Source organism: Protofrankia sp. BMG5.30 (assembly GCF_001983005.1).
GTDB lineage: Bacteria > Actinomycetota > Actinomycetes > Frankiales > Frankiaceae > Protofrankia > Protofrankia coriariae.
Map to the genome: position 1 here is coordinate 26,228 of NZ_MOME01000040.1, position 26,687 is coordinate 52,914.

The 26,687-nt window shown below is 73.8% G+C and carries 1 protein-coding gene; it reads left to right on the plus strand.

Annotated elements, in window-relative coordinates; genetic code table 11:
- Positions 1-26,502: a non-ribosomal peptide synthase/polyketide synthase gene (locus tag BL254_RS29120; protein ID WP_139342405.1), complete on the plus strand. Its 26,502-nt coding sequence runs from the start codon at positions 1-3 to the stop codon at positions 26,500-26,502.
- Positions 26,503-26,687: the final 185 nt, after the last annotated feature.

A 26,687-nucleotide genomic window follows, 5' to 3' on the forward strand; every position in this document is an offset into this window, starting at 1 on the left:
GTGTCCGGTAACGAAGTGGTGACCGACGTGCGGACCGCCGATGGTGGGTACGAGGAGACGGGCCAGCCGCTCTCCGGGGCGCCGGCGGGGGACGACCTGAGGGACGGGCCGGGGAGCGAGCCGGGAGGCGGACTGTCGCCGCGGGAGCGGCGGCGAATCCTCGTCGAGTGGAACGACACCGCGTGCCCGGTCCCGCCGGGGACGCTGCCCGAGATGTTCGAGGCGCAGGTGCGCCGCGACCCCGCCGCCGTGGCCCTGGTGTTCGGCACGGCCGCGCCCACCGGCACTGACAGCGGCGGCGGCACTGACACCGGCGGCGGCGCCGAGACGTCCGCCGGTGACGACACGTCCGCCGGTACCGGCACGTCCACTGTTACGAGGCTGACCTATGCGGAGCTCAACGCGCGGGCGAACCGCCTGGCCCATGCGCTGGTCGCGCGTGGCGTCGGCCCCGAGCGGGTGGTCGCGCTGGCGCTGCCCCGGTCGGCGGAGATGATCGTGGCCGAGCTCGCGGTGCTCAAGGCCGGCGGTGCCTACCTGCCGCTGGACACCGACTACCCGGCCGAACGCGTCGCCTACATGCTCGGCGACGCCGGGCCCGTCTGCCTCGTCACCACCGCGTCGCTGGAGCCCCTGGTCCCCGACGCCCCGGGCATGTCACGGCTGGTGCTCGACGACCCGGCGACCGCCGCGGCCGTGGCAGGCGCGTCCGCGGCGAATCCCACCGATGCCGACCGGCACGGGCCGCTGCACGTCCTCAACACCGCGTATGTGATCTATACCTCCGGCTCGACCGGCCGGCCCAAGGGAGTGGTGCTCTCCCACTCCGGCGTCGCCAAACTGGTCGCCACCCAGCGTGACCGGCTCGGTGTCGGCCCGCACAGCCGGGTCCTGCAGTTCGCCTCGCCCAGCTTCGACGTCGCCTTCTGGGACCTGTGCCTGGGCCTGCTCTCGGGCGGGCGGCTGGTCGTCGTCCCGGCCGAGCTGCGGGTGCCGGGCGCGCCGCTCGCGGACTACGCCCGCGAGCACGAGGTCACCTTCATGATCCTGCCGCCGGCGCTGCTGGCGGCGATGCCGGCGGACGCGGCGCTCCCGCCCGGCGCGACCCTGCTCGCCGGCACCGAGCGGGTCTCGCCGGAGCTGGTCAGGCGCTACGGCCGGGGCCGGCGGATGCTCAACGCCTACGGCCYGACCGAGGCGACGGTGAACTCCACCCTCGGTGAGTGCGATCCCGACGGCCCGTCGGAATCCACCGTGCCGATCGGGCGGCCCGACCCGGGCACCCGCGCGTACGTGCTCGACGCCCGCCTCGGCCCGATCGCGCCCGGGGCCGTCGGCGAGCTCTACCTCGGCGGCTCGGGGCTGGCCCGCGGCTACCTCGGCCGGCCGGACCTGACCGCGCAGCGGTTTGTCGCCGACCCGTTCTCCGCCGCGGGTGAACGCCTCTACCGCACCGGTGACCTGGTGCGCTGGCGCCCGGACGGCCGGCTGGACTTCGTCGGACGCGCCGACGACCAGGTGAAGATCCGCGGCTACCGGATCGAGCTCGGCGAGATCGAGTCGGTGCTGGCCAGGCACGCGTCCGTCGCGCAGGTGGCCGTCGTCGTGCGGGAGGACACCCCCGGCGTCCCCAGGCTCGCGGCGTACGTCGTCCCCTCCGTGCCGGTGGCCGCCGCGTCGGAGCCGTCGCAGCCGCCGAAGTCGTCGGAGCCAGCGCTGTCCGTGCCGGCGCCGCTGGCCCCGTCCGACGACCGGCCGGCGTGTTCGTGGGACGTGGCCACGCTGGTGAGGTCCCTACGGTCGCACGCGCGGCAGTGGCTGCCCGACCACATGGTGCCGACCGCGTTCGTGCCGCTCGAGCGCCTGCCGGTGCTGCCGAGCGGGAAGCTGGACCGCCGGGCCCTGCCGGTCCCGGACAGCCCCGTGCCGGTCTCCGGACGGCGCCCGGGCAGCGCGCGCGAGGAACTGCTGTGCGCCCTGTACGCCGAGGTGCTCGGCCTGCCGGAGGTCGGCGTCGACGACGACTTCTTCGCCCTCGGCGGCGACAGCATCGTCTCGATCCAACTGGTGGTCCGGGCCCGCCGCGGCGGCCTTGTCATCACACCGCGGCAGGTCTTCACCCACCGGACGGTCGCGGAGCTCGCGTCGGTGGCCACCGTCGCCGAGAACGTGGCCGTGGAGGCGCCGGGCGCGGGCGTGGGCGAGGTGCCGTTCACACCCATCGTCAGATGGCTGGACGAGTGCGGCGGCCCGATCGACGGCTTCAGCCAGTGGATGCTGATCACCCTGCCGGTCGGGGCGGACGGGGRGCGGATCGCCGCCGTGCTGCAGGCGCTGGCCGACCGGCACGACCTGCTGCGTTCCAGGCTGCTGCGGGCCGGGCCCGGTGCCGACGGGACGCTGCGGGTGGCGCCCGTGGGCTCGGTGCGGGCCGGCGAGTGGCTGCGCCGGGTGACCGTGGGCGAGGCGGCCGGCGACCGGCTACAGGAGATCGTCGAAGCCGCGGCCGATGACGCGTGCGCGCGGCTCGCCCCCACCGACGGGGTGATGGCGCAGGCGGTGTGGTTCGACGCGGGGGAGACCCGTCCGGGGTCGTTGCTGCTCGCGGCGCACCACGCGGTCGTCGACGGGGTGTCGTGGCGGATCCTGCTGCCGGACCTGGCCGCCGCCTGGGAGGCCGTGGCCGCCGGCCGCACCCCCGGCCCGGAGGACCTGGAGGCTGTCGGGACGTCGTTCCGCCGCTGGGCGCACCTGCTCGTGGACGAGGCGCGCCGGCCCGGGCGGGTCGCCGAGCTGCCGCTGTGGACCGACATCCTCACCGGCCCCGACCCCGCGCTCACGGCGCGGCCGCTGGACCCCGTCGGCGACCTGGCCGGCGTCGAGCGGTTGACCCTGAGGTTTCCCGTGGAACACACGCTCGCGCTGCTGACCAGCGTGCCGGCGGCGTTCCACGCCGGAGTCAACGACGTGCTGCTGACCGCGTTGGCGCTGGCGGTGCGCCAGTGGCGGCGGGACCACGGCATCGAGGACACCCGGTCGGTGCTGATCGCGCTCGAGGGGCACGGGCGGGAGGAGGAGATCGTCGAGGGTGCCGATCTCTCCCGGACGCTGGGCTGGTTCACCAGCATCTTCCCCGTCCGGCTCGACCCCGGGCCGGCCGTGCTCGACGACCTGCTCGGCGACGTCGCCGGCGACGGCCTCGGCCGGGCGCTCAAGCGGGTCAAGGAGCAGGTGCACGCCCTGCCCGACCACGGTGTCGGGTTCGGCCTGCTGCGCTACCTCAACCCCGAGACGGCCGAGGCGCTGCGGGACCTGCCCGGGCCGCAGATCAGCTTCAACTATCTCGGCCGTTTCCAGACCGACGGCGCCACAGATGTGCCCGGGACGGCCGCGCCCTGGACGGCCCTGCCCGGGTTCGGCGTGCTCGCCGGAGGCTACGACGCGGCGATGCCCGTCGCCCCGTACCCACTGGAGATCAACGCCTTTACAGAGGACCACGCCGACGGGCCGCGGCTCGGCGTCACCTGGGCCTGGCCGCGGGCGCTACTGGCCGGCACGGCGGTGCGCACGCTCGCCGAACGCTGGTTCGCCGCGCTCGGCGCGCTGGTCGCCCACGCCGCCACACCGGGGGCCGGCGGCTGGACACCGTCGGACTTCCCGCTGGTCGAGCTGACGCAGGACGACGTCGACGAGCTGGCGGCCGACGTCCCGGGCCTGGCCGACGTCCTCCCGCTGTCACCGTTGCAGCAGGGCTTCTTCTTCCACACCCTGCTCGACGAGACCTCGGCTGTGGACCGGACCTTGCCTGTGGACGGGACCTTGCCCGTGGACCGGGCCGCGCCTGTGGACACCACGCCTGTGGACAGAGCCCCTGTGGGCAGAGCGTCCGTGGACGCGGCCGTGTCGGTGGACGGGAGCGTGCTGGGGGACCGGACCGGCGACCCCGAAGACGCCGATCCGGACGTCTACATCGTCCAGGTGGTGGCCGAGCTCGCCGGCGACGTCGACGCGGACGCCCTGCGCGTGGCGGCACAGGACCTGCTGGACCGGCACGCCCCGCTGCGCGCGTCCTTCCACCAGCGGCCCGACGGGCAGGTCGTGCAGGTGATCGCCGACGGGCTGAGCATGCCCTGGCAGGTCGTCGACCTGTCACAGGTGGACGCGGCGGAACGCGCCGAGCGGGCGCGGGCGGTGGCCGCGGCCGAGTTCGCCCATCGCTTCGACCTCGCCCGGCCGCCGTTGGTACACGCCACGCTGCTGCATCTCGGCGACGGGCGCCACCGGCTACTGATCACCCACCATCACATCGTGGCCGACGGCTGGTCCGTCCCGGTCATGCTGCGTGACCTGCTCGCGCTCTACGACCCGCACCGCGGCCGGGACGCCATCGCCGGGGTGTCGGAGCGGGCGGCGCGGCTGCCCGCCGTCACCCGTTACCGCCAGTACCTGCGCTGGCTGTCCGGCCTCGAGCGGACGCAGGCCAGGCAGGCCTGGCGGGAAGCCCTCGCGGGCCTCGGCGAACCGACCCGGCTGATCGCCGACGACCAGCCGCCCGCCCGGTTCCGGGCCGGCCGGCGCGGCCTGGAGCTCCCCGAGGACGTCACCGCGGCGCTGCTCGCGCGGGCCCGCGACAACGGCCTGACCCTCGCGACGGTCGTGCAGGGCGCCTGGGGCCTGGTGCTCGGCCGGCTGCGCCGCCGCACGGACGTGGTCTTCGGCACCACCGTCTCCGGCCGGGGCGCCGACGTCGCCGGGATGGACGCGATGGTCGGCCTGTTCATCAACACCCTGCCGGTGCGGATGCGCTGGCGCGCGGACCAGCCGCTCGCGCAGGCGCTGGCCCGGCTGCAGGCCGAGCAGTCCGACCTGCTCGACCATCAGCATCTCGGCCTCGGGGAGATCCAGCGGCTGGCCGGGCTCGGTGACCTGTTCGACACCGTCGTCGTGCTGCAGAACTGCCCGATGGACGCGGACGCCACCGACCCGACGGGCACCCCGCGGGTCACCGACGTCGCCGACTTCGGTGTCGGGCACTTCCCGCTGGCCGTTCTGGTGACCCCGGGCCGGCGGCTGGACGTCCAGTTCAAGTACGACGCGGCCCGGCTCGACGACGCGACCGTCGACCGGATCGCGCGGCGGTTCGCCCAGGCGCTGCACACCCTGGCCGACGATCCCGAGCTGCCGGTGGGACGGGCCACGGTGGTGGCCCCCGACACCAGGGCCCGGGCCCTCGCGGCCCTGGCCGGTGGTGCGCTTGCCGGGGACGCGCTCGCTGGGGACGCCGGCAAGGTGTGGAGGATTCGTTCTCCACAGGTCCCGGGGGACGCGCTTGCTGTGGACACGTTCCCTGTGGACACCCCGGCCGGAGATGTGCTGACCGGGGAGGACCGCGCCCGGCCATATCCGACGCTGGTGGACGCGTTCGCGGCGAACGTCGCCCGCACCCCCGAGGCGACCGCGCTCGTGTTCGAGACGGACGCGCCCTCCTACGCCGAGCTCGACCGACGCACGACGGCGCTGGCGGCACGGCTGCGGACGCTGGGCGCGGGCCCCGAGCGGGTTGTCGCTGTCGCGGCCGCCCGGTCGGTGGAGCTGGTGGTCGCCGTCTTCGGTGTGCTGAAGACCGGCGCGGCCTATCTGCCCGTCGACGTGGACTACCCGGCGGAACGGGCGATGTTCATGGTCGCCGACTCGGGTGTGCGGGTCGTGGTGACGACCGCGGACCGGTATGCGGAGCTGCGCGACCGGCTCGCCCCGGTCGACGGCCTGCGCTGGGTCGTCCTCAGCTCCGGCGGCACTGGCGGCACCGGCGAGCCGACAATCGAGATCCTGGACGCGGATCCGGCTTCGGCCACGGCCGGGGATCCGGCCACGGCCGGGGATCCGGTTACAGCCAAGGATTCAGCCGCCGCCCTGGGGACGGCCGAGGCGTTGGCGACGGCCGAGGCGCTGGCGGCGGAGCCCCCGGAAGCCGACGTCCGAGGGCCCGGGCACGCCGGCCCGGCCGCGCCGGGAGCGGACCATCCCGCCTATCTGATCTACACGTCCGGGTCGACCGGGCGGCCCAAGGGCGTCGTGGTCAGCCACGGCGCCGTCCTCGGCCTTGTCGCGTCCCTGCAGAGCGCGTTCACCCTCGGCGGGGACGACCGGATGCTCCAGCAGACCTCCACGAGCTTCGACCCCTCCGTCATGGAGATCTTCTGGCCGCTGTGCTCCGGCGCCGCCGTGGTGCTGCCGCGTCCGGACGGCCACCGTGACCCGCGCTACCTCGCCGAGCTCGTCCATGACCAGCGGGTCACCACGCTCGCGTTCGTGGCCTCGACGCTGGCGGCGTACCTGGAGTACGCCGAGATGACCGGCGACCGGCGCGGGGTCGACGGCCTGCGCCGGGTCATCACCGGTGGGGAGGTGCTGACCACCGACCTGGCCACCCGGTGGTACGAGCTGACTGGCGTGCCGCTGTCGAACGTCTACGGGCCGACCGAGACGACCGTGCTGGTCACCCGCTGGGAGTTCGGCGCCGCCCGGACGGGCACCGCGGCGGCACCCGCCGCCGTCCCAGGAGACACCGCTGCGGCACCTGCCACGCGAGCAGACACCGCGGCGGCGAGTGCCGCGGCGGCGCTCGTCGGCGGGCCCGCGGTGCCGATCGGACGGCCGGTGCCGGGCACCCGCCTGTACGTGCTGGACGCCGGGCTCGAGCCGGTCGACGTCGGGGTGCCGGGCGAGCTCTACGTCGCCGGGGCGCAGCTCGCCCGCGGCTATCATGATCGCCCGGGTCTCACCGCTGAGCGGTTCGCCGCCGACCCGTTCGGCCCGCCCGGGTCGCGGATGTACCGCACCGGTGACCTCGTCGTCCGGCGGGCCGACGGCGCGCTCGTCTACGTGGGTCGCTCCGACCGCCAGGTCAAGATCCGTGGTAACCGGGTGGAGCTCGCGGAGATCGAGGCCCGGCTTGCCGCCGAGCCCGGCGTCGGGCGGGCAGCGGTGGTCGTCCGCCAGGACGGCCCGGGTGCCGCCCGGCTCGTCGCCTACGTCGTACCAGCTGTCGTACCAGCCCCCGGCCGGCTGGGCGGGCCGGCCCGTCCCACCGGCTCGCCCAGCCCCGGCCCCGACTCAGGCCGTGGCTCTGGCTCAGGCCGTGGCTCCGACTCCCGCGGCCGCGGACTCGATCCGGACGCGCTGCGGGCGTCGGTGGCCGCCGCGCTGCCGTCTCCGATGGTGCCCGACGCGTTCGTGGTGCTCGACGCGCTGCCGCTGACCCCCAACGGCAAGCTCGACCGGGACGCGCTGCCGGCGCCCGCCGTCCACCGGGCGCCGGTGCGGGGCCCGCGCGACGACCGGGAGCGCACGCTCTGCGAGATCTTCGCGGCCGTGCTCAGGGTCGACCAGGTCGGGGTGGACGAGGACTTCTTCGCGCTCGGCGGCGACAGCATCCTGTCGATCGCGGTGGCCAGCCGGGCCCGCCGCGAGGGCATGGAGATCAGCGCCCGGGACGTCTTCGCCCACCGGACCCCGGCCGCGCTGGCGGCGTTCGTCGGACCGTCGGGCACAAGCACGGGTGCTGGGCCGGCGGACGGCGGCGAGCCGGATGATCCGGCGGCGGCCGCGGCCGCCGGCGATCCTGGCGGCGTCGGTGACGTGCCGCTGTTGCCGATCATGCATCGGCTGCGGGAGGCCGGCGGCCCGATCCGGCGGTTCAACCTCTCGATGCTGGTCAACACCCCGGCGGCGGCAACCACGGAGACGATCACTGCTGTGCTCGCCGCCGTGATCGAACGCCACGACGCCCTGCGGCTGCGGCTGACCCACATCGGCGGTCCCCGGGCCGCCGGCCGACAGTACAGCGGCGGTCTGCCGACCGCCGGCCAGCAGCACAGCGGCGGCCCTCTGGCCGCCGGCCAGCAGCCGGGTGGCGGCCCGTTCGCCGGTGGCCTGCAGCCGGGTGGCTGGGCGCTGCCGGCGCTGTGGTCACTGGAGACGCTGCCGGCCACCGCGGTGACAGCCGCGGACCTGCTCCACCGCGTCGACGTGGCCGGCTTCGACGCCGACCGGCTGCGCGCGGCCATCGCCGCGGAGTCCGACGCGGCCGTCGGACGGCTCGATCCCGAAGCCGGGACGGTAGTGCAGGCGGTCTGGTTCGACGCCGGCCCGGGGCGGCCCGGCCAGCTGCTGCTCGCCGTCCACCATCTGGGGATCGACGGCGTGTCCTGGCGCGTCCTCTTCAGCGATCTTGCTGCCGCGTGGGAGGCGGTGGTGGCCGGGCGGCGTCCCGTCATCGAACCGGTCGCGACGTCGCTGCGCACGTTCGCGCGCGTGCTCACCGAACAGGCGCAGTCCCCGGCGCGCCTGGCCGAGCTCGCGCACTGGGGCGAGACGCTGCGGCCCGGCGGGGAGCTGCTGCCCGGTGCCGGCGGCCCGTTCGGGACGGTCGGTGGGACGGTCGGYGCCACCTCCCGGCACGTCGTCGGCCTGGACGTCGATGACACCGTGCCGCTGCTGACGTCGGTGCCGGCCGCGGTCAACGGTGACGTCACCGATGTGCTGCTCGCCGCGCTGCGGCTGGCGGTCACCCGCTGGCATGCCCGGGGCGGCCGGGACGGCTCTGCCGACCTGCTCGTCGACCTGGAGCGGCACGGCCGGGAGGAGATCGCGTCCGGCCTGGACCTCTCGCGCACGGTCGGCTGGTTCACCAGCGTCACGCCCGTGCGCCTGCCGGCTGTGGACGCGGACGCTGAACCCGCACGGTCATCGTCCGAGGAACGGGGACGGCGGCAGAGCGAGGCGGCGACGCGGYACAATCGTGCGGGCTTGCGGCCGTCGGAGGCGGTCGCCACGCTCAAGGAGGTCAAGGAGCGGCTGCGGGCCAGCGCCGACGGCGGTCTCGGCCACGGGTTGCTGCGCTACCTCAATCCGCAGGTCGGGCCCTTGTTCGCGCGGGCCGCCGTGCCCCAGGTGTTGTTCAACTACTTCGGCCGCTTCCCGTCCGGGCAGCGGGGCCAGGGGCAGGACTGGCTGCCCGCCGCGGACTCCGACGCGCTCGCCGTCGCCTTCGACGCCGACCACGCCCTGCCGTACCTGCTGCAGATCGACGCGATCTGCCAGGAGACGCCGCACGGGCCGCGGCTGACCGCGACCTGGGCCTGGACCGCGGGCGGGCTGTCCGAACACGACGTCCGCGAGCTCGCCGAGGCATGGGCGGACGCGCTGCGGGAGCTGACCGCGGCCGTCGTCGGCACCGGAACCGGCACCAGCGCCGGTACTGGCGGCAGCGCCGGCGGCGCCGGCGGCCTGACCCCGTCCGATCTGACCGTGATCGCGCTCACCCAGACCGAGATCGACGTTGTCGAGCGGATCGCCCCGGGACCGGTCGGCGACATCTGGCCGCTGTCGCCGCTACAGGAGGGGCTGTACTTCCACGCCAGCTACGACATGGGCGAGCTGGACGTCTACACCGCGCAGGTCGCCTTCGACCTCGACCACCGGGTCGACGCCGACCGGCTGCGCCTGGCTGCGGCCACGCTGCTGGCCCGCAACCCCAGCCTGCGGGCGGGTTTCACCAGCGACGGGCTCAGCCGCCCGGTGCAGTTCATCTGCGCGGACCGGGCGGCCCGGCTGACCGAGGTCGACCTGAGCGGGCTGGACGCGTCCGAACGGGACGCGCGGATCACCGAGCTGATGACGGACGACCGCACCCGGCGGTTCGACCTGGCCGACCCGCCGCTGTTCCGGCTGCTGCTGCTGCGCCTGGGCGACGGCCGCGACCGGCTCGCGATCACCCACCATGTGCTGCTGTGGGACGGCTGGTCCGGGCAGGTGCTCGTCGACGAGCTGTTCACTCTGTACGAGCGGGCCGGCGACGACCGGGGGCTGCCCCGGCCGGGCTCCTACCGGGACTACCTGCGCTGGCTCGCCGAGCAGGACGTCGAGCTGGCCAGCCAGTCCTGGCGGGACGCGCTCGCCGGCCTCGCCGAGCCGACACTGCTCGGCCCGGCCGGCCAGAGCCCCACCCCGGCGTTGCCGGACCGGCACGCCGTCGAGCTGTCCGCCGAGCTGAGCGAGCTGCTGCGGGCGCGGGCCCGTCGGCACGCGGTGCCCGTCAACACGCTGCTGAGCGTGGCCTGGGCGCTGGTGCTGTCGAACGCGGTGGGCCGGGACGACGTGGTCTTCGGCACCACGGTCGCGGGCCGGCCGGCGGACATCCCGGACGTCGAGCGCGTGATCGGGCTGTTCCTCAACACCGTGCCGGTGCGGGTCGCCCTCGACCCGTCGGAGCCGGTCGGTGACCTGCTGCGCCGGTTCTCCGCCGAGCGCACCACGCTGATGCCCCACGAGTACCTGGGCCTGGCCGACATGCAGCGCGGTAGTGGCCACAACCAGCTGTTCGACACCCTGTACGTGCTGCAGAACTTCGGCGGCGGGGCGGGCGGCGACTCCGCCCGGCTGCGGGAGCGGCTCGGTGTCCACGACGCCGGCTACGTCGACTCCACCCACTACCCGTTGACCCTGGTCATCTTCCCGGGCCAGCGGCTGCGGATCACCCTGCACTACCGGCCGGACGTCATCGACTCCGCGTTCGCGGGTGCCCTGCTGGCCCGCTACACCACCGCGCTCGACAGCCTGACCGGCGACCCGGCCACCAGAGCCGGCGGCCTCCAGCTGATCCCCCCGCGGGAGCTTCGGCTCCTGGCCGAAAGCCCGACGGCGGACGGGCGTCCGCTGCCCGGCACGCTGTCGCCCGACGAGCCGCCGCGGGCCGGCGGGTCGTTGCCGTCCGGTGATGTGCCGGTGCCCGACGACACGGTCGCCGACATGCTCGGCGCGCAGGCGGCACATACACCGCGGGAAGTAGCGCTCGTCTTCGGTGAGCAGCGTCTGACCTATGCCGAGCTCGACACCCGGGTCAACCGGATGGCCYGCCTGCTGCTCGCCGAGGGCGCCGGGCCCGAACGGGTCGTGGCGCTGGCCCTGCCGCGTTCGATCGACATGGTCGTGGCGCTGTTCGCGGTGCTGCGGACGGGCGCGGCCTACCTGCCGCTGGACCTGGACTACCCGGCCGACCGGCTGGCATTCATGATCGCCGAAGCGGCCCCGATACGCGTGCTCACCACGTCCACGGTCGAGTCACTGTTGGTCACCCCCGACGCGGCCACGGCGGACGCGGCCGGAACCGGCGCGGGCGGGACCGGCGCGGGCGCAGGCGGGACGGACACGGCTGGGCGCGGGCGCGACGAGGTGGGCGCGACACCCACCCGCGTCCTGCTCGACGACCCGGCGGTGGCCGAACGGCTCGCCGCGCTGCCCGGTGACGGCCTGGCCGACGACGAGCGGCCCGGGTTCGCTCCCGGCCGGCCGCACCGGCTGGACCACCCCGCCTACATCATCTACACCTCCGGCTCCACCGGCCGTCCCAAGGGCGTGGTCACCCCGTACCGGGGGCTGACGAACATGCAGCTCAATCACAGGGAGGTCATTTTCGGGCCGGCGGTCGCCTCCGCCGGCGGGCGGCGGCTGCGGATCGCGCACACCGTCTCCTTCGCGTTCGACATGTCCTGGGAGGAGTTGCTCTGGCTCGTCGAGGGGCACGAGGTGCACGTCTGCGACGAGGAGCTGCGCCGCGACGCCCAGGCCCTGGTGGCCTACTGCGACACGCACCGCGTCGACGTGGTCAACGTGACGCCGACCTACGCCGGGCTGCTGTTCGAGCACGGGCTGCTGGACGGCCCCGACGATCCGGAGCAGGCGCCGAGCACGGCTAGCACGGCGGACCTGGCGGGCCCGGCGGAGCCGGGGTGGGGCGCTCCGACCGGGGGGCACCGGCCGGTGCTGGTGCTGCTGGGCGGCGAAGCGGTCTCCGACGCGGTCTGGTCACGCCTGCGCGACACCAAGGGTACATATGGTTACAACCTGTACGGGCCGACCGAGTACACCATCAACACTCTCGGCGGAGGAACTACCGACAGTGACACCCCGACCGTCGGACGGCCGATCCGTGACACCAGCGTGTACCTGCTGGACGGTTGGCTACGGCCGGTGCCCGACGGCGCCGTCGGCGAACTGCACATCAGCGGTGCGGGCCTGGCCCGCGGCTACCTCGACCGTCCCGGGCTGACCGCCGGGCGGTTCGTCGCCGACCCGTTCGGCCCGCCCGGGTCGCGGATGTACCGCACCGGCGACCTCGCCCGCCGCCGTCCCGACGGCAACTTGGACTTCCTCGGCCGCACCGACGACCAGGTGAAGGTCCGTGGCTACCGGGTCGAGCTCGGTGAGATCTCCGCCGCGCTGGCCCGTCATCCACAGGTCGCCCAGGCCGCCGTGGCCGTCCGCACGGACCCGGCCGTGCCCGGCCTGAACCGGCTGGTCGGCTACGTCGTGCCTGCCGAGCTGACCGGGGACGCCCGTGACCAGGCCGAACGCGAGCAGATCGGCGAATGGCAGCAGATCTACGACGCCGAGTACACCGAGATCGACACCGCTGTCTTCCGGGAGGACTTCGCCGGCTGGGACAGCAGCTACGACGGCCAGCCCATCCCGCTGGCGCACATGCGCGAGTGGCGGGAGGCCACCGTCAGCCGCATCCGCGAGCTGCGGCCCCGGCGGGTGCTGGAGATCGGGGTCGGCAGCGGGCTGCTGCTGTCCCGGCTTGCGCCGGACTGCGAGGCCTACTGGGGCACCGACATCGCCGCGCCCGTCATCGACAAGCTGCGGGCCGACGTGGCGGCCCATCCCGCCCTGGCCGGCCGCGTCGAGCTGCGCGCGCAGCCGGCGCACGTGTTCGACGGGCTGCCGGCCGGCTTCTTCGACACCGTCGTCGTCAACTCGGTGGTGCAGTACTTCCCGAGCGTCGACCACCTCACCGGCGTGCTGGCGGCGGCGGTGGACCTGCTCGTCCCCGGTGGGGCGCTGTTCGTCGGTGACGTGCGCAACCTGCGGCTGGCCCGTGCCTTCCACACCGCGGTCGCGGTGACTCGCGCGGACGAGCGGACCGAGCCGGCACGGCTGCGCCGCGCCGTCGAGCGTGGCGTCACCCTCGACAAGGAACTGCTCGTCGACCCGGACTACTTCGCCGCGCTGCCGCGGGCGATCCCGGGCATCACGGTGACCGTGCGCGTCAAGCGTGGTCATCACCACAACGAGCTCACCCGCCACCGGTACGACACGGTGATCCACCGGTCACCGGTGTCCACCCTCTCCCTCGCGGACACGCCGACGCTGCCCTGGCAGAACTGGATCTCGACCGTCGACACCACCGGACCTGTGGGCACCGGACCTGTGGGCACCGGACCTGTGGATGCCGGCGCTGTGGATGCCGGGCCTGTGGACGGCGTGGCAGCGGACGCGGTTGCCGAGGCCCTGGCCGAACTGCGCGCATATCTGCGGGATCACCGTCCGGACAGGCTGCGGGTCAGCGGCATCCCGAACGCGCGCCTCGCGGGCGAGCTCGCGGCCGTGCGCGCGCTGGTGGGTCAGGCGTCCGCGCTGAACAGCGCTGACGGACAACCGGACAGCGTCGTCGAGCGCCCGCGGGGCGCGTCCGGGCGACCGGACGGCGGGCGCACGGTGACCGACATCCAGGCACTGCTTGCCACGACCGGTGCCGGGGTGGAACCGGAGGTGCTGCATGACCTGGGTGACCAGCTCGGCTACACCGTCCTCACCACCTGGTCCGGCGCCGCGCCGGACACCATGTCCCGGTCCGGCGCTGTGCCGGATGCGGCGCCGTGGGACGGCGCTGTGCCGGATGCGGCGCCGTGGGACGGCGCTGTGCCGGATGCGGCGCCGTGGGACGGCGCTGTGCCGGATGCCGCAGCGCGGGACGGACAGGGCGGATCCGCGGTCGCCCACGGGTGCTTCGACGCCGTGTTCGTCGCCGCCGACCAGCTCGCCGGCCGGACCGCCGTCGACGTCTACCGCCCGACCGACACAGCCGTCCAGGCATCGGGAACACCGGCGTCACCAGCGGCATCGGGAGCAGCGGAGACAGTGGAGGCAGCGGAGGCAGCGGAGGCAGCGGAGGCAGCGAGGACATCGGATGCGTCGGGGGTGTCGCTGGCGGCCTACGCCAACGACCCGACCGCCGCGCGCGGCAACGGCGCGCTGATCGCCCGGCTGCGCGACCACCTGCGCGCGCAGCTACCCGACTACATGGTCCCGGCGGGGATCCTCACCCTGGACGCGCTGCCCCGGACCATCAACGGCAAGCTGGATCTCGCGGCCCTGCCGGACGCCGAGCCCAGCGCCGTCCAGACCCCCGGCCGAGCCCCGGCCTCCGCCGAAGAAGAACGCCTGTGCTCCCTGTTCGCGCAGGTCCTGGGCCTGTCCGAGGTCGGGGTCACCGACAGCTTCTTCGATCTCGGCGGCCATTCCCTGCTCGCCATCCGGCTGATCAGCCAGGCCCGCGCCGAGTTCGGCGCCGAGCTGGCCATCCGCGACCTGTTCGAGGCGCCCACCCCGGCGCTGCTCGCCGTACGGGTCGGTGGCGGGCGGCCGCCGCGGCCGGCGGTGGTGCCCATACCCCGTCCGCAGCGGATCCCGCTCTCGCCGGCTCAACAGCGGCTCTGGCTGGTCGATCGGCTCGCGGAGGGAGGGATTCCCGTTGGCCGCGAGCGCGGCGGGCGATCCGCGAGGCATACCGCCACCGCCTACAACTACCCGATGGTGTTCCGGCTCCGTGGTGATCTCGACCTGGACGCGCTGCGCGCCGCCGCCGTGGACGTGATGGATCGGCACGAGTCCCTGCGCACCGTCGTCGAGGAACATCAGGGCGCCGGGTTCCAGCGGATCCTCGACATCGGCTCCGCCCGGCCGGAGGTCATGGTCGTCGAATGCGCGTCGGACGAGCTGGCCGAGTGCGTGGCCGAGGCCGCGGCCAAGCCGTTCGACCTGCGTACCGATCCGCCGCTGCGGCTGGCGGTGTTCCGGCTCGGCACGGCCGACCACGTGCTGGCGGTCGTCCTGCACCACATCGCCACGGACGAGTGGTCCGACAGCCCGTTCCTACGTGACCTGGACGCCGCCTACATCGCCCGCCGAAATGGTTCGACGCCCGGATGGGCGCCACTGCCGGTGCAGTATGCCGACTACACGCTGTGGCAACAGCGGTTCCTGGGTGAYCCGGCGGATTCGGACAGCATGGCCGCCCGGCAACTGACCTTCTGGGCGGACGCGCTGCGCGACATGCCCGAGGAGATCCCGCTGCCGCTGGACCGGCCGCGGCCCGCGGCCCGTGACGGCGTCGGTGCCCGGGTGCGGTTCGAGGTGCCCGATATGACGGCGCAGGCGCTGCGTGCCCTGTGTACGCGGACCGGTACGAGCATGTCGATGCTGGCCCATGCCGCCGTCGCGGCCTTGCTGCACCGGCTGGGAGCGGGTGAGGACATTCCGCTCGGCGTTCCAGTCGCCGGCCGTACCGACGAGGCACTGGATGACCTGGTCGGCTTCTTCGTCAACACCCTCGTCCTGCGTTCCGACCTGTCCGGTGACCCGGCCTTCACCGAGCTGCTGGCCAGGACCCGTCAGACCGATCTTGCCGCCTTCGACCACCAGGACATCCCGTTCGAGCAGGTGGTCGCGGCGTTGAACCCGCCCCGGGCCGCTGGCCGGAACCCGCTGTTCCAGGTGATGACCGGTTACCACCGTCGTAGCGACGACAGCGGCACCCTGTTCGGGCAGGCGGTGGACTGGTACCCCACCGAAGTCGTGACCGCGAAGTTCGACCTGCACTTCACCCTCGTGGAGCGGGTTGGGGAAAGCGCCGCGGCAGGCCGGATCAGCCTCCTGTTGGAGTACGCGACCGACCGTCTCGCCCACACCGCCGCGGAGCATCTGGCCCGACGGATGATCCGGCTCCTTGAGCAGGTCGCCGCCGACCCGGACCGGCCGCTCGCCGCGATCGACATTCTTGATCCGGACGAACGCCGCCGGCTCCTGGCCGACGGGACCGGTGCCACCCGCGTGGTGCCGGCCCGGACGCTGCCGCGCTTGTTCGAGGAGCAGGTGGACCGCAGCCCTGACACGGTCGCGCTGGTCACCGAGAACATGACACTGCGTTATGCGGAGCTGGACGTTCTGGCGAACCGGTGGGCCAGGCTGCTCACCGCACACGGGATCGGCTCCGGCTCGGTGGTGGGGGTGGCCATCCCGCGGTCGGCGGAGCTCGTCGTCGCGCTCTACGCCGTGCACAAGGCCGGAGCGGCCTACCTGCCGTTGGACACCGACTACCCGCCTGACCGGCTCGCGTTCATGATGGCCGATGCCGCTCCCGTGAGGGTGCTGACCACGTCCGCGGCCACCGCACGCCTGCCGGTCACCGAGGTGCCGCTGTCAGTGGTGGACTCGGCCGAGTTCCGCGCACAGGTCGACGCCCAGCCGGGCACGCGGCTTGACAGCGAGGAGGTTCCGCAGCCCGCCGGCGGCGAGCTGCCGGCTTACGTGATCTACACCTCGGGTTCGACCGGACGGCCGAAAGGTGTCATGGTCTCGCATGCCGGCATCGTCAACCGGCTGTGCTGGATGCAGCACGAGTACCGGCTCGACGCGGGTGACCGCGTCCTGCAGAAGACCCCCTCGAGTTTTGACGTGTCGGTGTGGGAGTTCTTCTGGCCACTGCTCGCCGGGGCGACGCTGGTGGTGGCGGCGCCCGACGGGCATCGGGACCCCGGCTACCTGGCAGCGCTGATCGACCGCGAGCGGATCACGACCGTGCACTTCGTGCCGTCGATGTTGGCGGAATTCCTGGCGGAGCCGGCGGCGGCCGGCTGCACCGGGCTGCGTCGGGCGCTCTGTAGCGGGGAGGCGCTGCCGGCCGACCTCGCTCACCGGTTCCACCGGGTCCTGCCGCATGCGCGGCTGGACAACCTGTACGGGCCGACAGAGGCATCGGTGGACGTGACCTGGTTCCGGGCTGGGCCCGGCGCCGCTGGCGGGATGACGGACGGAGCCGGAACTGGTCCGGGGTCGGTACCGATCGGCCGGCCGGTGTGGAACACCCGCGTGTCGGTGCTCGACTCCGCGCTGCGTCCGGTACCCGCCGGAGTCCCCGGTGAGCTGTACCTCGCGGGCGTGCAGCTCGCCCACGGGTACCTGGGACGGTCCGCGCAGACCGCGGAGCGGTTCGTCGCGGACCCGTACGGCGGCCCGGGCGAGCGGATGTACCGCACCGGCGACCTCGTCCGCTGGACGCCCAGCGGTGAGCTGGAGTTCCTCGGCCGGGCGGACGACCAGGTGAAACTGCGGGGGGTCCGCATCGAGCTGGGCGAGATCTCCTCCGCGCTGCTCGCCGACGGCGCGGTGGCGCAGGCGGCGGCTGCCGTCCGCGAGGACCGCCCCGGTGACCAGCGGCTGGTCGGGTATGTGGTGGCCGCTCCCGGGCAGGACGTGGATACCGCGGCGCTGCGAGCCCGGCTGGCCGCGACGTTGCCCGAGTATCTGGTCCCGGCGGCACTGCTTGTGCTCGACTCGCTGCCGGTCACCCCGAACGGCAAGCTGGACCGCCGCGCCCTGCCGGCGCCGGACCCGTCCACGCGGATGTCAGGGGCCTCGCCGCGTACCGCGCGCGAGCATCTGCTCTGCGGGCTGTTCGCGGATGTTCTCGGCCTGGAACGGGTCGGGACCGACGACAACTTCTTCGCTCTTGGTGGCCACTCGCTGCTGGCGGCCCGTCTGGTGGCGCGGATCGGCACCGCCCTGGGGGTGCGGCTTTCGCTGCGTACCGTCTTCGAGGCACCGACCGTGGCGGGGCTCGTCAGGCGATTGGAGCACACCGGCGCGGCCGGGCCGGTGCTGGAACGGGTGGCGCCTACCGCGCGACCTGAACGGCTGCCGTTGTCATTCGCCCAACAGCGGTTGTGGGTCCTCTACCAGGTTGACGGTCCGAGCCCCACCTACAACATTCCGCTGCTCTGGCGGCTTTTCGGGCACCTTGACATGGCCGCGCTGCGGGCGGCCGTGGGCGACCTGGCGGAGCGGCACGAAACCCTGCGGACGATCTTCCCGCAGCGCGACGGCCGGGCGTACCAGCAGGTGCTGGAGCCGCGCGACACCGGAGTCCGGATCGACGTCGAACGGGTCGGGGAGGCCGGGCTCGCGGCGCGCCTGTCCGCCGCGGTGAGCTACGGCTTCGCGCTCGAGCAGGAACCGCCGATGCGGGTGTGGGTCTTCGAGCTGGCGCCGGAAGAGCACGTCCTGCTGTTCCTGGTGCATCACATCGCCGTCGACGAATGGTCGGAGCGGCCCTTCGTCGACGACCTGACCGCCGCCTACCGGGCCCGGCTGGCCGGGTCGCCACCGGCGTGGGCTCCGCTACCGGTGCAGTACGCCGACTACGCGCTGTGGCAGCGTGCTGTCCTCGGCGACGCCACCGACCCGGACAGCCTGCTGGCCCGCCAGCTCGCCTTCTGGCGGCAGGCGCTMGCCGGCGCGCCGAGCGAGCTGACGCTGCCGCTGGACCGACCGCGTCCGGCCGAGCCGACCTCCCGCGGGGGAGTGGTCGACTTCGCGCTGGACGCGGAGCTCTCGCGCGGTCTGCGCGAGCTCGCCCGGTCGTGCGACGTCAGCATGTTCATGGTGTTGCAGGCCGCGGTCGCGGTGCTGCTCACCCGCCTCGGGGCAGGGAGCGACATCCCGCTGGGCACCCCGGCCGCCGGCCGCGGTGACGAGGCGCTCGACGATCTGGTGGGCTTCTTCCTCAACACGCTGGTGCTACGGACCGACACGTCGGGCGATCCCACCTTCCGCGAGCTGCTGGCCCGGGTGCGCGAGACCGACCTGGCCGCCTTCGACCACCAGGACCTGCCGTTCGAGCAGGTGGTGGATACGGTCAACCCGGCCCGGTCGCTCTCGCGCCATCCGCTCTTCCAGATCATGATCGTCTATCTGGTCGGTGCCGGGGACGGGCCGGCGCTGCTGGGCCTGCCGTCCCGGCCGGAGCCGCTCGGCCAGCACACGGCCAAGTTCGACCTGTCCTTCGCCTTTGTCGAGCCGGCGGACGGCGACGGGATCGTCGGCGGGATCGAGTACAGCGCCGACCTGTTCGACCGCGCCACCGTCGAGCGGATCGGGGCCCGGCTCACCGCGCTGCTCGGCCAGGTGGCGGCCGGTGCCGACGAGCCGATCGGCCTGCTGGACGTGTTCACCCCGCTCGAGCGGGATCGGGTCCTGCGGGACTGGAACGACACCGCCCACCCGGTTGACGAGTCGACAACCCTGCTGGATCTGGTCCGTGCGCAGGCCGCGCGCACTCCGAACGCGATCGCGCTGATCTGTGACGACATACCGCTGTCCGGCTCACAGTCGTCCGGCTCACAGCCGTCCGACACACAACTGTCCGGTGCGCAGGCGGACGGTGCGCAGGCGGACGGTGCGCAGGCGGACGGTGCGCAGAGGGACGGTGCGCAGAGGGAGGGTGCGCAGGCACCCTACAGGCAGTCGTCCGACGGGCAGCCGCCCCACGGGGGGCCGTCAGACGGGCATTCACCCCACGCTCGGCCGTTCCGCACGGAGCTGACCTACGCGGAGCTGGACGCGCGGGCGCGGCGGCTGGCGCGGGTGCTGGCCCAGCGGGGTGCCGGGCCGGAACGGATCGTCGCGCTGGCGGTGCCGCGCTCGGCGGAACTCGTCGTCACCCTGCTCGCGATACATCGGACGGGCGCCGCCTACCTGCCGGTCGACCCGGACTACCCGGCCGACCGGATCGCGTTCATGCTCGCCGACGCCCACCCGACCTGCCTGGTGACCACGTCGGCGGTCCGCTCCGCCCTGCCGGAGACGGCCGTGCCCGTCCTGGAACTCGACGATCCCGCCGTCATAGCGGCCGTGAACGGCTCCGCCGCCGGCCTGGCTGTGAACGGTTCCGCCGCGAACAGCTCGGCTGTGGACGGTCCCGCTGTGGACGGCCTCGCGGTGGGTGACTCGGTTGTGAACGGTCTCCCTGTGAACGGCGCCGGTGTGGACAGCGCCGGTGTGGACAGGCTCGATGCGGGTGGGCTCGGCGTCGGCGGCCTGGAGCGGGGCGAGCCGGACGGTCCGGACGGCCTGCCGGGGCGTGGCGCGGTCGATCCCCGGTCGGCGGCGTATGTGATCTACACCTCCGGTTCGACCGGACAGCCCAAGGGAGTCGTCGTCCCGCACGCGGGCATCGTCAACCGGCTGCTGTGGATGCAGGACGAGTACCGGCTGACCGCCGACGACCGGGTGCTGCAGAAGACCCCGGCCAGTTTCGACGTGTCGGTCTGGGAGTTCTTCTGGCCGCTGATCGTCGGCGCGACGCTGGTCATGGCCCGCCCCGAGGGACACCACGATCCGCTGTACCTGGCGGAAGTGATCAAATCGCAGCGGGTGACGACCGTGCACTTCGTGCCGTCCATGCTGGAGGCGTTCCTCGCCGAGCCGGCGGCTGCCGGGTGCACCGGCCTGCGGCGGGTGCTGTGCAGCGGCGAGGCCCTGCCCGCGGAGCTCGCCACCCGTCTGCGTCGCGTCCTGGACATCCGGCTGGACAACCTGTACGGCCCGACCRAGGCCTCCGTCGACGTCACGTCCACCCGCTTCACCGGACCGCTGCCAACCGGCCCGCTACCACCCGGTTCGGTGCCGATCGGCCGTCCGGTGTGGAACACCCAGGCGTACGCGCTCGACGCCGCCATGCGCCCGGTGCCGCCGGGCGTCCCCGGAGAGCTCTACCTCGCCGGCGTCCAGCTCGGACGCGGCTATCTGGGCCGGCCGGGCCTGACCGCGCAGCGGTTCGTCGCCAACCCGTTCGGGGCGGCGAGCAGCCGGCTGTACCGCACCGGCGACCTGGTCCGGTGGACCGACGACGGTGAGCTCGCCTTCCTCGGCCGGGTCGACGACCAGGTGAAGATCAGAGGTTTGCGGGTCGAGCTCGGCGAGATCGAGTCGGTGCTGTCCCAGGCCCCGAGGGTCGCCCGCGCGGTGGTCGTCGTCCGCGAGGACGACCACCGGCAACGCCACCTGGTGGCCTACCTGGTACCGAACGCAACGGATGCACCGGGCGGCGTGACTGCTGTGCACCCGGCCAGCGCCGACGCGCACGGTGCCGGCGCGGGCGGTGTGGACGTCGACGTTGTGCGGGCCCGGGCGGTCGAGGCGCTGCCCGAGTACATGGTTCCGGCGGCCTTTGTCGTGCTCGACGCGCTGCCGGTCACCCCCAACGGCAAGCTCGACCGGGCCGCGCTGCCGGCCCCGGACTTCGCCGGGCTGGTCTCCGACTCCGCGCCGGCCAGCCCGCGCGAGGCGCTGCTGGCCGAGCTCGTCGCCGGGGTGCTGGGCCTGGCGCGCGTCGGCGTCGACGACGACTTCTTCACCCTCGGTGGCGACAGCATCCTCGCGATGCAGGTGGTCGGCCGGGCCCGCGCGGCGGGGCTGGCGATCAGCCCACGGGACGTGTTCCGCTACCGGACGGTGGCGGCGCTCGCGTCGGCCGCCGGGATCCTGCCCGACGCCGCGGATCCAGCGGCCCTCGCGGAGCACGCCGACACCGGCGCGCCCCCGCTGGCGCTCGACGCGGCCGAGGCCGCGGAGCTCGCCGGGCTGCGTCCCCAGCCGGCGGAGATCCTCCCGCTGTCACCGCTACAGGCGGGCCTGCTCTTCCACGCCTCGTTCGATCCGGACACCGACCCGGACGCCGACACCGATCCGGCCGCGGCCGATGCGCTGAACCCGGTTGCTGGCCGGCCGGCCGCCGTTTCCGACGGCGATCCCGGCGTGGGCGATCCCGGCGTCGGCCCCGACGCGGGGGAACTGGACGTCTACACCGTCCAGGTGTCCTTCCAGCTGGACGGCCCGCTGGACCCGGCCCGGCTGCGGCGGTCCTCGCAGGCGCTGCTGGAGCGGCACGCGAACCTGCGGGCCGGCTTCCGCTACCTCGCCTCGGGACGCCCGGTCGCACTGGTCGCGCGGAACGTGACGCTGCCCTGGCGGCAGGTCGACGTCTCGGCGTTGGACGAGGCGGGCCGGCACATCGCGTGGGAGCGGTACCTGGCCCAGGAGCGGCGCCGTTTCGACCTGGCCGCCGCGCCGCTGCTGCGGCTGCTGCTGGTGCGTTTCGGCGACCAGCAACACCGGCTGGTCATCTCCCACCAGCACCTGGTGATGGACGGCTGGTCGGTGCCCCTGCTGATGGCCGAGCTGTCCGAGATCTACCGCCGGGGCGGTGACGCGGCCGGCCTCGCCCCGGCCGTCCCCTACCGTGACTACCTGGGCTGGCTCGCCCGGCAGGACCAGCGGGCGGCGCGGGCCGAGTGGGCGCGCTCGCTCGACGGCCTCGCAGAGCCGACCCTGCTGGTGCCGGCCGACCCGGACCGGCCGCCGCTGGTGCCGGACCTGCGTACGGTGGAGCTGTCCACAGAGCTGACCGCGGCCCTGACGGCGGTGGCCCGCCAGCGTGGCCTCACGCTCAACACCCTGGTGCAGGGCGCCTGGGGCATCCTGCTGTCCCGGCTGACCGGGCGGGACGACGTCGTCTTCGGCGCCACCGTCTCCGGCCGCCCGCCGGAGCTCGCCGGCGTCGAGTCCATGATCGGGCTGTTCATCAACACGGTCCCGGTCCGGGTCCGGTCCCGGCCCGGCGACACCGTGGCCGGCCTGCTCGAACGCCTCCAGGACGCCCAGGCCGGGCTGATCGCCCACCAGCACCTGGGGCTGGCCGACATCCAGCGGGCCGCGGGGCTCGGGGAGCTGTTCGACACGCTGATCGTGTTCGAGAGCTACCCCGTCGCCGACGGCCCGGAGCTCGGCGAGGAGGACGGGCTGCGCACCGCGGCGGTGGGGCATCAGGACGCCACGCACTACCCGTTCGCCTGGGCGGTCGAGCCCGGCGAACGGCTGAGCCTGACCGCGGAGTACCGCGGTGACCTGTTCGACCAGGACGCCGCAGAGCGGATTGTCACCGCCATGGTGGGCCTGCTCGAGGCGATGGCCACCGACATCGACCAGCCGGCCGCCCGGCTGGACGTCCTCTCGCCGCGGGAGCGGCACCGGATGCTGGTGGAGTGGAACGGCACGCTGCTGGCGGTGCCGTCCACGACCGTGCCGGCGCTGTTCGAGGCACAGGCCGAACGCGCTCCGGACGCCGTCGCCGTCGTCTCCGGTACCACCCGGTGGACGTTCGCCGAGCTCAACGACCGGGCGAACCGGCTGGCCAGGCTGCTCGTCGAGCACGGGGTGGCGCCGGAGCGGACGGTGGCGCTGGCGCTGCCACGGTCGGCCGGCTACGTCCAGGCGATCCTGGCTGTGCACAAGGCCGGCGGTGCCTACCTGCCGGTGGATCTGGACAACCCCGCGGACCGGCTTGCGGACATCGTGGCCGACGCCGCCCCGCACCTGCTCGTGACGACACGTCAGATCGCCGCGAGCCTGCCGGTCRCCGGCGTCGCGACGCTGCCGCTCGACGATCCGGCCGTCGTCGCCCGCCTCGCCGCCGTCGACGGCGGGAACCTCACCGACGACGACCGGGCGCTGCCCCTGCTGCCGGCGCACCCGGCCTATGTGATCTACACCTCCGGTTCGACCGGACGACCCAAGGGGGTCGTCGTGCCCCATCAGGGTGTGGTGAACCTTTTCCACAGCCACCGCGCGACCCTGTACGCACCGGCGGTGGCGGCGACCGGCCGGGAGCGGCTGCGGGTGGCGCACGCCTGGTCGTTCTCGTTCGACGCGTCCTGGCAGCCGCAGCTGTGGCTGCTCGACGGCCACGCCCTGCACGTGGCGTCGGATGAGGCCCGCCGGGACCCGGAGCTGCTGGCCCAGATGATCGCAACGGAGGGCATCGACTTCATCGAGGTGACACCGTCGCTGCTCGCCCAGATGGTCGACGTCGGGCTGGTCACGGGGGACCGCTGCCCGCTCGCGGCGGTGGGGTTCGGCGGCGAGGCCGTCCCGGAGCCGCTGTGGAACCGGTTGCGCGCGCTGACCGGCACCGAGAGCTTCAACCTGTACGGCCCGACCGAGTCCACCGTGGACGCGCTCGTCGCCCGGGTCGCTGACAGTGACCGTCCCGTGGTCGGCCGCCCGGTGGCCAACACCCGGGCGTACGTGCTGGACGCGTACCTGCGCCCGGTCCCGCCCGGGGTCACCGGTGAGCTGTACCTGGCCGGGGCTGGCCTGGCCCGCGGCTACCTGGGACGGGCCGCGCTCACCGCGGAGCGGTTCGTCGCGAACCCCTTCGAGCCGGCGGGCGCCCGGATGTATCGGACCGGCGATCTCGCCCGCTGGAACGCGGACGGCCAACTGGAATACGGCGGCCGCTCCGACGACCAGGTCAAGATCCGCGGCTTCCGGATCGAGCTCGCCGAGATCGAGACGACGATCGCCGGGCTGCCCGGCGTCAACCAGGTAGTGGTCACCGTCCGCGAGGACCGCCCGGGCGTCCGGCAACTGGTGGCCTACGTGGTCACCGGTCCCCCGGCGACCGGCCCGGAAACGAACGAAGCGGACCAGCCCGAAGCGGGGACAACTGGGCTGGGGACGGTCGGGCTGGGGACGGCCGGAACGGACAGCGTGTCGCGGCCCGCGGCGTTGTCGGCGCCGGACGTGGCAACGTTGCGTGATCACGCTGTCCGTACGCTGCCCGACTACATGGTGCCGGCGGCGTTCGTGCCGCTCCCACAGCTGCCGACGCTGCCCAACGGGAAGCTGGACCGCAACGCGCTGCCGGCTCCCAACTTCACCGCCACCGTCTCCGGGCGGGCCCCCGGCAACCCCACGGAGCAGGCGCTGCGGGACGCGTTCGCCGCGGTACTGGGCGTCCCCGAACTCGGTGTGGACGACGACTTCTTCACTCTCGGTGGGGACAGCATCGTCGCGATGGAGCTGGTCAGCCAGGCCCGCGCGGCCGGTTTCCGGATCACCCCGCGCCAGGTCTTCCGCCACCGCACGGTGGCGGCGCTGGCCACGGTAGCCACCGCCCTCGCCCCGGTGTCGGAGCGGGCCGGCGGCGACGACGGGACGGGAACCGTCCCGCTGACCCCGATCATGCACGCGCTGCGTGAGCTGGGCGGCCCGATCAGCGGCTATCACCAGTCGGCGCTGGTACAGACACCGGCCGAACTGGACTGGACGACCCTGCTGGCCATCCTGCAAGCGCTGGTGGACCGGCACGACATGCTGCGGGCCCGCCTCGTCCGCGCGTCCGGCCCGAACGGTGACCACTGGACGTTCACCGTGCCGCCTCCCGGGACGCTGGACGTCGCGACGCTGCTCGAACGGGTCGACATCCGCACCAGCGGGCCCGGCGGCGGCGAGCCGGACAGCGGTGGTGGGCAGGGCAGCGGTGGGCTTGGCGTCGAGGAGCCCGACGCCAGCGGGCCCGGCGGCGTTCTCACCGGGGACGCGCTGACCAGGACGATCTCCGCTGCGGCGCTGGCCGCCCGGGACCGGCTGGACCCGGACGCCGGCGTCATGCTCCAGGCGGTGTGGTTCGACGCGGGCGGGTCCGCGCCGGGCCGGCTGCTGCTGATGGTGCACCACCTGTCGATCGACGGCGTCTCCTGGCGCGTCCTGCTGCCGGACCTCGCGACCGCCTGGGAGAGCATCTCCGCGGGACGCCCCGCCGGCCTGCCGCCCGTCGGCACGTCGTTCCGGCGCTGGTCCCGCCTGCTGACCGAACGGGCGTCCGATCCCGCCCGCGAGGACGAGCTGCCGCTGTGGGTGGGCATCCTCGCCGGCGGTGACCCGCTGCCGCTGATCCGGGAGCTCGACCCGGCCCGGGACGTCGTCAGCACGGTGCGCACCCTGGCGCTGCGGCTGCCGGTCGAGCGGACGTCGCCGCTGCTGACCGTGGTGCCGTCCACGCTCGGCGCGACCGTCAACGACGTGCTGCTGACCGCGCTGGCGCTGGCCGTCGCCGACTGGCGCCGCCGCCGGTTGGACGGCGTGGGCAATGACGGCGTGGGTGACACGGACAGCGTCGGCAACGCGGTCCTGGTGGATCTTGAGGGGCACGGCCGCGAGGAGGAGCTCGCCGGGGACGTGGACCTCTCCCGCACCGTGGGCTGGTTCACCAGCGTCATCCCGGTCTGCCTGGACCCCGGCCCGGTCGATCTGGCCGAGGCGCTGGCCGGCGGGCCGGCCGCCGGGCAGGCGCTTGAGCGCGTCCGGGAGCATCTGGCCGGCCTGCCGTCCGGCGGAATCGGCTACGGGCTGCTGCGCCATCTCAACCCGCGGACGGGGCCGGAGCTGGCGCGGCTGGGCGCCCCGCGGATCGAGTTCAACTACATGGGCAGGTTCGGCGTCCCGGAGGCGACGGACTGGTCCTACTCCGCCGAGTCGGACGCGGTGGACCTCGACGCCGACGGTGACATGCCGGAGGAGCACTGCCTGGTGGTGAACTCGCTGACCGAGGACCGTCCGGGCGGGCCGGAGCTGGCTGTGTTCTGGTCCTGGCCGTCCGGTGTGCTGGCCGAGGACGCCGTCCGCGAGCTGGCCGAGACCTGGTTCCAGGCCCTGGACGCGCTGGTGACCCACGCCACCGGCCGGCCGGAGCGCGCATGATCACGATTCCCGCCGCGCGCCCGGCGGCCACCGAGAAAACCAGGCACCGGCAAAACCCGCAGTGGCCAGGAGAGATATCGGAAAATCCTGAAAGAAGCCGTGGCAATATTGTGGGCAATGGCGTGGCCCATGATGATTCCCGTCGACCGTGATCGAGAACTGACTGTGATCGAGAACTGAGTTTC